General features: G+C 31.0%; 15 protein-coding genes and 1 pseudogene. 7 read left to right on the top strand and 9 right to left on the bottom strand.

Features of this window, described 5'->3' with window-relative positions; genetic code table 11:
- The 3 genes from ACIQ11_RS04505 to ACIQ11_RS04495 all read right to left on the bottom strand — a co-directional run.
- A partial coding sequence (locus ACIQ11_RS04505; RefSeq protein WP_396153202.1) for an ATP cone domain-containing protein occupies positions 1 to 188 on the bottom strand: 188 nt, incomplete at its 3' end.
- A 168-nt stretch (positions 189 to 356) separates the two neighbouring features.
- Positions 357 to 1,334 (bottom strand): ribonucleotide-diphosphate reductase subunit beta, encoded by a 978-nt coding sequence (locus tag ACIQ11_RS04500; protein WP_353078270.1) that lies wholly within the window; start codon positions 1,332 to 1,334, stop codon positions 357 to 359.
- Positions 1,335 to 1,602: 268 nt separating this feature from the next.
- Positions 1,603 to 2,169: a DUF3109 family protein gene (locus tag ACIQ11_RS04495; protein WP_396153200.1), complete on the bottom strand. Its 567-nt coding sequence runs from the start codon at positions 2,167 to 2,169 to the stop codon at positions 1,603 to 1,605.
- Positions 2,170 to 2,271: 102 nt separating this feature from the next.
- Here ACIQ11_RS04495 and ACIQ11_RS04490 point away from each other — a divergent pair, with 102 nt between their 5' ends.
- The 3 genes from ACIQ11_RS04490 to ACIQ11_RS04480 are packed head-to-tail and all read left to right on the top strand — an operon-like array spanning position 2,272 to position 3,702.
- The gene (locus ACIQ11_RS04490; protein ID WP_396153198.1) at positions 2,272 to 2,844 is read left to right on the top strand and encodes a MarC family protein; all 573 of its coding nucleotides are present in this window, start codon (positions 2,272 to 2,274) and stop codon (positions 2,842 to 2,844) included.
- A gap of 53 nt (positions 2,845 to 2,897) precedes the next feature.
- Positions 2,898 to 3,092 carry a hypothetical protein gene (locus tag ACIQ11_RS04485; protein ID WP_291241761.1) on the top strand — a complete coding sequence of 65 codons (195 nt, stop codon included), beginning with the start codon at positions 2,898 to 2,900 and terminating at the stop codon, positions 3,090 to 3,092.
- Position 3,093: 1 nt separating this feature from the next.
- Positions 3,094 to 3,702 carry an FAD-dependent oxidoreductase gene (locus tag ACIQ11_RS04480; RefSeq protein WP_396153196.1) on the top strand — a complete coding sequence of 203 codons (609 nt, stop codon included), beginning with the start codon at positions 3,094 to 3,096 and terminating at the stop codon, positions 3,700 to 3,702.
- A 4-nt stretch (positions 3,703 to 3,706) separates the two neighbouring features.
- On the opposite strand, the gene ACIQ11_RS04475 is transcribed toward ACIQ11_RS04480, so the two are convergent.
- The 5 genes from ACIQ11_RS04475 to fbp all read right to left on the bottom strand — a co-directional run bounded on the left by ACIQ11_RS04475 (position 3,707) and on the right by fbp (position 8,340).
- Positions 3,707 to 4,417 (bottom strand): hypothetical protein, encoded by a 711-nt coding sequence (locus ACIQ11_RS04475; protein WP_396153194.1) that lies wholly within the window; start codon positions 4,415 to 4,417, stop codon positions 3,707 to 3,709.
- Positions 4,418 to 4,502: 85 nt separating this feature from the next.
- The gene (locus ACIQ11_RS04470) at positions 4,503 to 6,092 is read right to left on the bottom strand and encodes a S41 family peptidase (RefSeq protein WP_396153192.1); all 1,590 of its coding nucleotides are present in this window, start codon (positions 6,090 to 6,092) and stop codon (positions 4,503 to 4,505) included.
- Positions 6,085 to 6,516, bottom strand: coding sequence for a dCMP deaminase family protein (locus tag ACIQ11_RS04465; RefSeq protein ID WP_291241765.1), 432 nt, complete (start codon positions 6,514 to 6,516; stop codon positions 6,085 to 6,087). The genes ACIQ11_RS04470 and ACIQ11_RS04465 overlap by 8 nt, the downstream gene beginning before the upstream one ends.
- A 146-nt stretch (positions 6,517 to 6,662) precedes the next feature.
- On the bottom strand, positions 6,663 to 7,253 hold the full coding sequence (locus tag ACIQ11_RS04460; protein ID WP_396153188.1) for a HupE/UreJ family protein: 591 nt from the start codon (positions 7,251 to 7,253) through the stop codon (positions 6,663 to 6,665).
- Positions 7,254 to 7,332: 79 nt separating this feature from the next.
- Positions 7,333 to 8,340 (bottom strand): class 1 fructose-bisphosphatase, encoded by a 1,008-nt coding sequence (fbp, locus tag ACIQ11_RS04455; protein WP_396153204.1) that lies wholly within the window; start codon positions 8,338 to 8,340, stop codon positions 7,333 to 7,335.
- A gap of 235 nt (positions 8,341 to 8,575) precedes the next feature.
- Between fbp and ACIQ11_RS04450 the strand changes: the two genes are divergently transcribed.
- From ACIQ11_RS04450 to ACIQ11_RS04435, 4 genes are all read left to right on the top strand, one after another.
- A complete protein-coding gene (locus ACIQ11_RS04450) occupies positions 8,576 to 9,064 on the top strand; it encodes a GNAT family N-acetyltransferase (protein ID WP_396153186.1) in 489 nt (162 codons plus the stop codon).
- A gap of 51 nt (positions 9,065 to 9,115) precedes the next feature.
- Positions 9,116 to 10,366 carry an aspartate kinase gene (locus ACIQ11_RS04445; protein WP_291241768.1) on the top strand — a complete coding sequence of 417 codons (1,251 nt, stop codon included), beginning with the start codon at positions 9,116 to 9,118 and terminating at the stop codon, positions 10,364 to 10,366.
- 127 nt (positions 10,367 to 10,493) lie between these two features.
- Positions 10,494 to 11,321, top strand: a complete 828-nt coding sequence (locus tag ACIQ11_RS04440) for a UDP-2,3-diacylglucosamine diphosphatase (RefSeq protein WP_396153184.1) — start codon at positions 10,494 to 10,496, stop codon at positions 11,319 to 11,321.
- A gap of 6 nt (positions 11,322 to 11,327) precedes the next feature.
- On the top strand, positions 11,328 to 12,329 hold the full coding sequence (locus ACIQ11_RS04435; protein ID WP_396153182.1) for a glycosyltransferase family protein: 1,002 nt from the start codon (positions 11,328 to 11,330) through the stop codon (positions 12,327 to 12,329).
- A 141-nt stretch (positions 12,330 to 12,470) separates the two neighbouring features.
- Here the strand turns inward: ACIQ11_RS04435 and ACIQ11_RS04430 are convergent.
- Positions 12,471 to 12,872: pseudogene (locus tag ACIQ11_RS04430) on the bottom strand (biotin synthase); the annotation flags it as partial.

The raw sequence follows: 12,872 nt of genomic DNA, 5'->3' as shown, positions 1-12,872 counted from the left end.
GCCGTTTCAGCTGCTAAGTTATCTAATTCTGAAGTAGTTACCCCGTCGTACAATCCTTCAATAACTCGCATAGCTACTTTTACAGCGTCTACTAAATCATTTAAACCATAACACAGTTTTTTAATTCTGTCTGTGATTTTATCAAAACTTACTGGCTCTTTGTGGCCATCTCTTTTAATTACGTACATAGTTTTTGTTTTTTTGAAACAGCAAATCCCTTTACTGATTCGGGTTATTTGTAATACTTATTTTTTTGCCAGTAAGTAGGGCTTGTCGCTTTTTAAGAACAAAAGCAACTTACGTTTTAGGAAAAGTGAATGCAGGATTTGGGGAAATCTGTATTATAAGTTTTTCTTTTAAAAATCAGCGTCAAAAGTAATCTTTTGTGCTTCAGTATCTGTATTCATAACACCTGCTTTTTGGTATTCAGCTACTTTTTTCTCAAAGAAATTTGTTTTTCCTTGTAACGAAATCATATCCATAAAATCAAATGGATTTGAGGTATTGTACTCTCTATCACATCCTAATTCTACTAATAATCTATCGGCTACAAATTCTAAATATTGCGTCATTAATCCAGCATTCATTCCAATTAATGAAACAGGTAACGATTCTGTAATAAATTCTCTTTCGATATTTAACGCATCAACAATAATGGTTCTGATACGGTCTTTTGAAACTTTGTTTACTAAATGATGGTTGTGTAAGTGTACGGCAAAATCGCAATGTACGCCTTCGTCACGAGAAATTAATTCGTTAGAAAAGGTTAAACCTGGCATCAATCCACGTTTTTTCAACCAGTAAATAGAACAAAATGCTCCCGAGAAGAAAATTCCTTCTACAGCTGCAAACGCTATCAAACGTTCTGCAAAAGAATCCGATTCAATCCACTTTAATGCCCAATCTGCTTTTTTCTTAATTGCAGGAAATACATCTAAAGCGTTAAATAATTCATTTTTCTCAGCTTCATCTTTTACATAAGTATCAATTAAAAGCGAATAAGTTTCAGAATGGATGTTTTCCATCATAATTTGAAAACCATAGAAAAATTTAGCTTCTGCATATTGCACTTCATTTACGAAATTTTCAGCTAAATTTTCATTTACAATTCCGTCAGAAGCAGCAAAAAAGGCTAAAATGTGTTTGATGAAGTATTTTTCATCCGCAGACAACTTATTATTCCAATCATTTAAATCTTGAGACAAATCAATTTCTTCAGCAGTCCAAAAACTGGCTTCCATTTTTTTATACCATTCCCAAATATCGTGGTGTTTGATAGGAAAAATTACAAATCTGTTTTTGTTTTCTTGTAAAATTGGCTCAACGATTGACATAAGTAATTGATTTTATAATTTTAAGCGAGATACATTCTCTATATTTTTAACTTTACAAATTTCAATAAATCAATTGAATAATAAAAGTCAAACTTATTCACAATTTGACTAAGTTTTTAACAATCATACATTATTACAAAAATTAAAAATATTTTTATAATTATTTGATTATCAATATATTAAATAACGTTAAACAAAATAAAAAAATCGGGTTAATCAGCTGAAAACACAACTACTAACACGATTTTTTGAGGTGTTTTTTTGAGGTCTATTTTTTTAAATCTTCGGCTACTTTTTCTAATTCTTCGTACCAATCGATTCCAAATTTTCGAACCAAGGCTTCTTTTACAAATTTATAAACAGGAACTTGTAATTCTGCTCCTAAAGCGCAAGCATCTGAGCAAATATGCCATTTATGATAATTTACCGCTGAAAAATCGGAATATTCTTTTACTCGAACTGGGTATAAATGACAAGATACTGGTTTTTTCCAACTTACTTCTCCTTGATTATAAGCTTGTTCGATCCCACAAAGTGCGGTTTTATTGTCGAAAATCACATACGCGCAATCTTTCCCATTAATTAATGTAGTTTCTAATTCGCCATCCGTTCCGATAACGTGCGTTCCTTGTGCTTCAATAGCGGCAATACCTTCTTTTCGTAAAAATGGTTTTACTTTTGGATAAATATCAGCCAATATTTGAGTTTCTTCTAGGGTTAAAGGGGCACCAGCATCGCCATCTACACAGCAAGCGCCTTTACAAGCCGCTAAATTACATACGAAGTCTTTTTCTAAAATTTCTTCAGAAACTATGGTTTTTTGAAGTTGAAACATACTTATTTTATTTAAAGCGCAAAGATAGGAATTAAATACGGCAAATTTCAATTTGAAAACACGCCAATTGAACTTAATCCGTATCTTTGCAAAAAACATTTTATGATTGACTGGAAAGAAGTTTTTACCATATCGATGATATTATTTGCTGTAATTGATATTTTAGGGAGTATTCCTATTATTGTAGATTTACGAAGTAAAATTGGACATATACAATCAGAAAAGGCAACTATAGTTTCAGCTATAATTATGATTGCTTTTTTATTTGTGGGAGAAGAAATTTTAAAATTAATTGGTATTGACGCCAACTCGTTTGCTGTTGCAGGATCGTTTGTGCTTTTTTTCTTAGCTTTAGAAATGATTTTAGGGGTACGATTATATAAAGAAGATAACCCAACTACTGCTTCCATAGTTCCTATTGCCTTTCCACTAATTGCAGGTGCTGGAACTATGACGACTTTATTATCTTTACGAGCCGTTTATGATAAAATTAATATAATTATTGCCATTTTAATTAATGTTATTTTGGTATACGCTGTTTTAAAATCGTCCGGAAAAATTGAAAAATTATTAGGTGTAAATGGTTTAGGAATAATACGAAAAGTTTTTGGTGTTATTTTGTTAGCCATTTCAATAAAGTTATTTGCCGCTAACGTTAAAGGATTGTTTGTATAATTTAAAATAAATTGTTGCCATCGATAGCCTCAGGCAATTTAAATAAATAAAAAATGAAAATATTTAGTTACATTATTATCGCATTATCAGTAATCACAATTATTTTTAATGCTACAAAAATTGATTTTGAAAAACCATTTGAAGGAGAAAGTACAATTGCAATAATTGGAATTATTGCTTCATTTTGCGCTATCCTTATCGTAACACTTTTTAGGGTTGCAAAAAAAGTAGTAGAACAAACAAAATAATATGTTTGACGTTTTAATAATTGGCGGTGGTGTTGCTGGAGTTTCAGCTGCATTAATTTTTGGTTCGGCTAAAGAGAAATCTTTTATGGCTGATAAACAAATTGGCATTATTGCACATCAGAAAAATTCTTCGTTACAAAAAGCTGTTTTTAACAATGCCTACGGAATTTCTTCAGGAAAATTAGGTAGCGAATTGTTAGAGGAAAGCGTAACCCATTTATCTGAAAGTTATCCGCATATTATTCAAATTGAAAACGAGAAAGTTTTGAAAATTTCTGGTGAATTTAATAACTTCACAATTACCACAAATAAAAACACTTACCATTCAAAACTAATTATGATTGGTATTGGCGCTGGAAATCCGTTTACAATTGAAGGTTTGGAAAACTACATTATTCCACACAAAAAAGCGTCTCCAGAGAAAAACAGAATTCAGTTAGAAAATAATGATCATTTGGTAACAGAAGGTATTTATGCTATCGGAACTTTGGCCGGACACAGAAGTCAACTCGTTATCGCTGCTGGAAGTGGCGCAAGTGCTGCTACAGATGTTTTGACTTTATGGAATGATGGGAAACCAGTTCAGATTCACGATGCTGTGAAGGTATAAGTTGTTATTTCTGATGTAGTTTTTTAAATTCTTCAGATTTTTCAATTAAAAATTGAAGCAAGGTCATTCTATTCATATTTCCAACTGCTTCTTTTGATTTGGAATCAAAACTACAATAATTTAGAAATTCTTCAATTTCTTCTTGTTTTAATTTCAAACTCTTCATCAAAAACTCATTACTATAACTTTGAGCTGTAAAAGTTCTAAACTGAACAGGCTCTTTTGGTTTAAAAGCGACTTTATTTTTATTCTTAAATAGTTTTTTAATCAGTCCGAAAACTTGAATAAAATCTACAGGTGTATTTACAGTTCCGTCGGAAAAACTCACACTTGGTTTATTATATGGTATAACAGGCATTCCATATTTCATTCCTTTTGTCAATGATTGTTTCTTTTCAACTTGCACTTCTTCAATTGTTGTAGATTTCTGAAAAAGTTCAATTTCTAAACTTTTGTTGAAGTCAAAAAGCGAGTCAACATATATTTTTACCACATCATAGTCTTTGTGATAAAAGGTAATCCAATTTGAAGTTATGGCTTTTATTTCAAAAGCACCTTCTTGATTTGTATTTATAACTTCTTTGCTATTTGTATTAATTACTTCAACATTATGGATAGGCAATTTATTAGAAATCACTTTTCCTTTGATGCTTTGAGAAAAAGAATTTTGGAAGTAACCAAAACATAAAAGAAACAGCGTAATTTTAATTTTCATACCTTAATTTTAGAAAATCAAAAATAGACTATTTAAAACACCCATTTGTTAAGCAAAATACAAAGTGTGTAAAGGTTTTCTTAAATTATTTCTGCTTTTCTAACACTTTAGTAATCATTTTGTCTTTTGGAAGTACAATTTGATAATACGAAGTGTCGTTAAATAATTGTTTTGAAAATTCAGCATATAAATACGTTAGCACTTGTTCCTTTTGATTGGATATATTAAAAAGCAAGCCATTTGAAGTAATATACTCTTTAAATTGATTAAAATATTTGTCCTTTTTAAACAATTCGTTTTTTAATTGTATCGCATTCATTTTACTGAAAAATGCTCGATTTTCATCTAATTTTTCAAAAGCATAATAGCTCATTATTTCCGATTGCAAAAGTAATTCTAAACCTTCTTTATTATGATTTTTTTCAATCGGTACAAATACATCAGGAATAATTCCGCCACCGCCGTATACAATTCTGCCTTTTTTGGTTTTAAATTTTAAACTATCGGCTACTTTAATACTGTCTGCTTCATATAATTCGCCACTTAAAAAACGTTTTTCAAATTCGTTAAAATACTTTTCGCCTTTGTCTTCATAAGGTTTTTGAATACTTCTACCTGAAGGTGTGTAATATCTTGCAATGGTTAATCGTACCGCAGAACCATCATTCATTTTCATTTCGCGTTGCACCAATCCTTTTCCGAAAGAGCGACGTCCAATTATAGTTCCTCTGTCGTTATCCTGGATGGCACCTGCGAATATTTCACTTGCCGAAGCGCTATTTTCATCAATTAAAACGTACACACGTCCTGTTTCAAAAATACCTTTTGAAGTAGCGTAAGATTCATCTACATTTCCTTTTTTATTTTTGGTTTTAACGATTACTTGCTTGTCTATTAAGAATTCATCGGCCATTGCGACAGCCATTTCTAAGTAACCGCCACCATTTTCTCTTAAATCTATAATTACCTCTTTAATTCCTTGCTTTTTTAAAGATACTAAAGCGTTATGAAATTCACTATATGTAGTTTCGGCAAATCGATTTACTTTAATATAACCTGTTTTATTGTTTATTTTTGTGGCAACATCTATACTTTTAACTGGAATTAAATTCCTAACAACAGTTACTTTAAATTTTTTGTTTTCAGATTTTCTATACACTATCAAATTAACAGGTGAATCAATTTCACCCTTTAAAATTGGAAATAAATTTTCTGATTGGTATTTTTTATTGAAAAGTTGCTTATTATTGGCAAATAAAATTCTATCTCCTGATTGTATTCCTGCTTTTGCAGAAGGGCCGTTTGGAATGGGCTTAATAACTGTTAACGTATCTTTATACATATAAAAATTTACGCCAATGCCTACAAAATTCCCTTCCATACTTTCATTTACAGCCGCCAATTGTTCTTTTGGAATGTAAACAGAATGTGGATCGAGGTTTTCTAAAATTCCGGAAACTGTTAAATCTACAATAGAATCGGTATTTACTTCATCTACATATTCTTTATCAATAAAATCGAGTAATTTATTAAGCTTTAATTTTCCTGCAGATTTTGAACCTAAGTTGGTTTGTTGTAAAACATCTAATTTACTTCCCAATAGCATTCCACCCGCAAAAGACAAGGCGATGATTATAGGTATATAAATATAAAATTTATTTTGATGTTTACTCATAAATTTCTTGCAAATGTTCGGCTTCTACACCTGCTTTTCTTAAAAAATCTACACCTGAAGTGTCTTTGTATTCATCTAAATACACCACACGTTTTATACCAGATTGATGAATTAATTTGCTACACTCTTTACAAGGTGAAAGGGTAATATACAAAGTAGCCCCTTCACAAGATTGTGTAGAACGCGCCACTTTTAATATGGCATTTGCCTCTGCGTGAAGTACGTACCACTTTGTTAGGTTTTCTTCATCTTCACAACAATTTTCAAAGCCACTTGGTGTACCATTATAACCGTCAGAAATTATCATTTTATCTTTAACAATAATAGCCCCTACTTGTTTACGTTTACAATAAGATAACTTTCCCCATTCTGATGCGATACGCAAATAGGCCAAATCGTATTTTAATTTTTTCTTTTCTTTCATTGTTAAATTTACCGCAAAGAAACGCAAAGTTTCCCGCTAAGGTTCGCAAAGATTTTATTTTTAATACTTTTTGAACATATTATATGGAATTAATACTGATTTTGTGTCACTCTGCTGATTCTTTGTGTAGCTCTGTGAAATAACTTTTACTTAAAAATTTCGCTATGTAATATCATTGGCAAAACTACACCAATTATACATCCTGACAATACCAAAGCCCAATCTCTTTTTGAAAAACGAAAAAAAGTTTGAAGAATATACGCAAGAAGCAATACGGCAAGAACCACAATTAGTTGAGCAGCCTCAATTCCTAAAGCAAATTCTAATAAAGGAACTAACTTAGTCATTCCCGAACCTACCATTATGGTATTAAAATAATTTGAAAATCCAAGTCCGTGAATTAATCCGAAGCACACTGTTACAATAGCTACAAAAGAAATAGTTTCTTTTTTTGCCGATTTGCCAGCTGTAAACAAATGATATAAAGCAGTGATTAAAATAGTAATTGGAATAAGGAATTCTACAACAGTTACCGAAATAGAAACCACCCCAAAAACAGATAAAATTAAGGCTAAAGTATGTCCTAAAGTAAACAAACTAACCAATAAAAACACGCGTTTCCAATCTTTAAAGGTGTACGGAATTAGTAACGCAATTAGAAAAACGATATGGTCATAAGCCGTGATATCTAACACGTGCTTTAATCCCATATTGAAATATATTAAAAATTCTTGCATACCATTTCATTTAAAATGTTTTTCAAACTTACAGAATTTTTAGGAAATAAAAAAGCGACATTTCAGTCGCTTTGAATTTTTATTTAGCTTGTTCCATAAATTCCTCTGCTTTTTCTACCATACTTTTTACGCCGCAGAAAAACGGCACGCGTTGGTGTAATTCGGTTGGGATAATTTCCATAGTTCTTCCAAACCCATCAGAAGATTTTCCTCCTGCTTGTTCGGCAATAAATGCCATTGGATTACATTCGTATAACAAACGTAATTTTCCTTTAGGGGATTTAGAACTGGTTGGATAAATATAAATACCTCCTTTAATCATATTTCTATGAAAATCGGACACTAAACTTCCAATATATCTTGAAGTATATGGTCGATCGTTTTCTTCTAATTGGCAATATTTTAGGTAGTTTTTCACCCCTTGAGGAAAATGCACATAATTTCCTTCGTTTATAGAATAAATACTGCCATTTTCAGGAAATTTCATATTGGGATGCGACAAATAAAACGTTCCGATAGCTGGATTTAAGGTAAATCCGTTAACGCCACAACCGGTTGTATACACCAACATAGTTGACGTACCATAAATAACATACCCAGCCGCTACTTGATTGATTCCTGGTTGTAAAAAATCTTCTAAAGTTACTGGGGTTCCAACTGGCGTAATTCTTCTGTAAACTGAAAAAATTGTTCCAACAGATACGTTCACATCAATATTTGAAGAGCCGTCAAGCGGATCCATTAATACCACATATTTGTTATTATGACTTTTATCTGAACCTGCAACCGTAATAAAATCGTCATTTTCTTCAGATGCAATTCCGCAAACAATTTCTCGGTTTATTAATGTTTGAATAAAAACTTCATTGGCATAAACATCCAGTTTTTGTTGGTCTTCACCTTGAATGTTTTGATCTCCAGCGGCACCTACAATATCCACTAAACCTGCCTTGTTTACTTTGTAGTTAACTACTTTTGCAGCTAAACGGATGGAGTTGATAATTCGGGATAATTCGCCAGACGAATATTGAAATGCATTTTGATTTTCGATGATGTATTCACCTAAGGTTTTGTTGCTTTGTTCCATTACGAAATCGATTGAGTTGAATTGTTGCACAAATATCGTTATTTTTGTGATAATGCGAAATTAATTTAGAAAGTTGTTTGTGTATATGTATTTTTGCAGAAGAATGTATTGAAAAACGGATGTAAAATAGCCCTGATTGTAACGGCATCCTTTTTATTTTATGTTGACTGAGGCTCTCGAAGGCAACATAAAATAAAAAGATATAGTGGAAAGCAGGAAATAGCTTCAAGAAAAAATGATTATTAGAAAAGGAATACCAGAAGATATGCCAGAAGTTTTGGCTTTAATTAAAGAATTAGCTATTTTTGAAAAAGAACCGAATGCGGTGGTTGTAACTGTAGAAGATTTAGTGCGAGATGGCTTTTCTGAAAATCCATTATTTTATACTTTTGTAGCAGAAGTGCAAAATGAAATTATTGGTGTAGCTTTGTATTATTATCGATTTTCAACTTGGAAGGGAAAAACCATTCATTTAGAAGATTTAATAGTTAGAGAAAAAAACAGAGGAACTGGCGCTGGATTTGCATTATACACCGAAATTATAAAACAAGGCAAAAAAGATAACGTAAGACGAATAGAATGGAATGTGTTAGATTGGAACACACCTGCAATTGAATTTTACAAAAAAAGCGGGGCAACTGTTTTAGATGATTGGCGCGTGGTTCATATGGATGAAATAGGAATTGAGACATTTATAAATAATATAGAAAAAACAACTCATTAAAATTCAATAACCAATTGGGATGTGAAATTTTAATATTGTAATTGATAAGTTATGAAAATATTTAAATTTGGGGGCGCTTCTGTAAAAGATGCTGCAGGAATAAAAAACGTATTAAATGTATTACAAACCGTTGGTTACGAAGATGTAATGTTAGTGATTTCCGCTATGGGAAAGACTACAAATGCACTTGAAGTAGTAATTAAAAATTACTTTGAAAAGTCGAACGAATTATATGCTTCTTTACAAGACATCAGAAAATATCACAATCAAATTTTATTAGATTTATTTGACGATGAGGAGCACGAAGTATTTTTTGATGTAAATACGCATTTTGATGATTTAGAATATTTTGTTAGAAGCAATAAATCGCCAAATTATCCTTTTGTATACGATCAAATTATTAGTATTGGAGAAATGGTTTCTACCACTATTGTGAGTCATTATTTAAATGCTGCAGGAATTACAAACCAATGGTTAGATGTGCGTCACTACATTAAAACGGATGCGAATTACAGAGATGCCAATGTAAATTGGGAATACACTCAAAAATTGATTTCTAAAATAAATAGAAAAAAATCGTTATTTATTACCCAAGGTTTTATTGGTGCAGATGAAAATAACTTTACCACTACATTAGGTCGTGAAGGATCCGATTATACTGCTGCCATTTTTGCTTACTGCTTAGGTGCTGAAAGTGTAACCATTTGGAAGGATGTACCAGGTGTTTTAAATGCCGATCCAAGGTATTTTGAAAATGCGGTGTTGCTGAATCAAATTTCGTACAGAGAAGCAATTGAATTGGCCTTTTATGGCGCAAGTGTAATACATCCAAAAACCTTACAACCTTTACAGAAAAAAGAAATTCCGTTGTATGTAAAATCATTTCTAAACCCTACATTACCTGGAACAAAAGTAGGGACTGGCGTAGATTTAGAACCAAAAACTTCTTGTTTTATTGTAAAGAAAAATCAAATTTTAGTATCGCTTTCCTCAATTGATTTTTCATTTATAATGGAAGAAAATATTAGTGAAATTTTCGCTTTATTTCATAAACATAAAATTAAAGTGAGTTTAATTCAAAATACAGCTATTAGTTTTTCCGTATGTATTGAAGACACGTTTGATAAATTTAAAGATTTGAAAACCATTTTATCAAAAAAATTCAAAGTTTCTTATAATGAAAACGTTTCTTTATACACCATTCGTCATTTTGATGCCATTTCAGCAGAAGTAATTGAAAAAGACAAGAACGTTTTAGTAAAACAAATTAGCCGAGAAACGTTGCAAATTGTAACGCAGTAAATTTTTGAACTACCTAATTAACATTAATTTAATTAGGTAGTTTCACATACATTAATTTCTTAATTTTCTAATAGTATTTACTTAACAAACAAACTGTTACTTTGCCAAAACAATACTGAACCGTATTATGGCAAGAGATGTTGATGTTGTAGTTATTTCCGATACCCATCTGGGAACTTATGGCTGTCAAGCAAAAGAACTTTTTACTTATTTAAAATCTGTTTCTCCAAAAACATTAATCATTAATGGAGATTTTATAGATATTTGGCAATTTAGCAAAAGTTATTTTCCAAAATACCATTTAAAAGTGATTAAAAAAATAATTGATTTGGCCTCAAAAGGGACTGAAGTCGTATATATTTTAGGAAATCACGATGAATTTTTACGTCGATTTGCCGATACTTCTTTCGGAAATATTGAATTGACAAATAAAAAAATAATGACTCTTGATGGCAAAAAAGCCTGGTTTTTTCACGGTGATGTTTTTGATGCTTCTGTACAACATTCAAAATGGATTGCCAAATTAGGCGGTATTGGATATGATTTTTTAATTCGTTTAAATGTATTAACCAATTGGTTTTTAACACAATTAGGAAAAGAAAAATATTCGTTTTCCAAAAAAATAAAAAACAACGTAAAAAATGCCATAAAATTTATTGGAGATTTTGAAAACGCTGCCACAGAATTAGCCATAGAAAATGAATTTGACTATGTAATTTGTGGACACATTCATCAACCTCAAATACGAGAAGTAGAAAGTAAAAACGGGAATTGCGTGTATTTAAACAGTGGCGATTGGATTGAAAACTTAACCGCTTTAGAATATCACAACAAAAACTGGAGCATATACACTTACAACAAATACGATTTTAAAGAAGAATTGGATTTAGAGCACCAAGATGTGGATTTGAAAAATATTGACGAATTAATTAAAGAAGTAGTTTCATTTAACTAAAAGAATATGAAAATATTATATGCCGTACAAAAAACTGGAAATGGTCATTTAGCAAGAGCTCAAGAGATTATTCCGATATTAAAAAAATATGGCGAAGTTACTGTTTTAACAAGTGGTAGTCAATCGCAAATTCAATTGGGCTTTCCAGTAGCTTTGGATTTTAAAGGTATTTCATTATTTTATGGAAGTAACGGAAATGTTTCTTTTTTGAAAACGTTATATAAAAACAATTATGCTCAATTTATATATCAAGTCTTAAAGTTAAACGTACATCAATATGATTTAATTATTAACGATTACGAACCCATTTCAGCTTGGGCTTGTAAATTTAAAGGTGGAAATATAGTGGCATTATCACATCAATCATCTTTATTTTTTAATGAAACACCAAAACCTAAAAAAATTAAATGGTTGAGTTGGAAAATTTTTAAAAACTACGCACCTGTTGTTAAAAAATATGGTTTTCACTTTGAAGAATACAACGAACATATTTTCAGACCAGTAATAAGAAAAAAAATAAGCGACTTAAAAACTTCAAATGCCGGACATTATGTTGTGTATTTGCCTTCGTTTTCAGATATAAAAATTATTAAAGAATTGAAAAAAACATCTGCCAATTGGATTGTATTTTCAAAAGCTGCCACTTCGTCTTACACGGCAAATAATTGCACTGTATTTCCAATTGATGAAAACGAATTTTTAAAATCTATTGCAAAAAGTGCTGGCGTTTTATGTAATGCTGGATTTGAATTACCTGCCGAAACGTTATTCCTGAAAAAGAAATTATTTGTTATTCCTATCAAAAAACAAATTGAACAAGAATGCAACGCCTTCGCGTTAAAAAAAATGGGCGTATTAACAGCTAAAAACTTAGATTTTAATTTAATAGAAATGTGGGTTTTATCTAATAGAATTATACCCATAAATTATACAAGCAATATTGAAGACATAATTGAAGACGTTATTTTAGAAAACACAGAATCTAATAACGAATTAATATTTGTATAAATTGGACAAAGGGTGACAGAAAGTAGTTTTTTCTCATTTTATTTGGTTGGTAAATAGTCGCTCTTTTCCTTTTTATAACTTAAAAAATCCCATACTTAAAAAGATATGGGATTTATATTTCTTTAAAATTTAACTTAAAGCTTACTTTTTTCCAGAAGCTTCTAAATTTCTTTCAATTTTATGCTCTGGTCGGCTCCATTTTGGTTTTTCACCTAAGGCCTCAAATTTTGAATCTGCTGCTTCTACTGTTTCAGGTTGCATTTTTTTAATGAATGGTTTTTGCGGATTTAATCCAAGCATTTCAAACATTTTCATATCCTCATTTACATCAGGATTTGGTGTAGTAAGCAATTTATCACCAGCAAAAATAGAATTTGCACCTGCAAAGAAACACATCGCTTGTCCTTCTCTACTCATATTGGTTCTTCCTGCAGATAAACGTACTTGCGTTTCAGGCATAATAATTCTTGTGGTAGCTACCATACGAATCATTTCCCATATTTCAACTGGTTTTTCATCTTCAAGTGGCGTACCTTCAACTGC

It is taken from the genome of Flavobacterium sp., from assembly GCF_044361065.1.
In the GTDB taxonomy this organism is placed as follows: Bacteria; Bacteroidota; Bacteroidia; order Flavobacteriales; family Flavobacteriaceae; genus Flavobacterium.
Note: the sequence above shows the minus strand (reverse complement) of the source record. Positions and strands in the feature narration are given on the sequence as shown.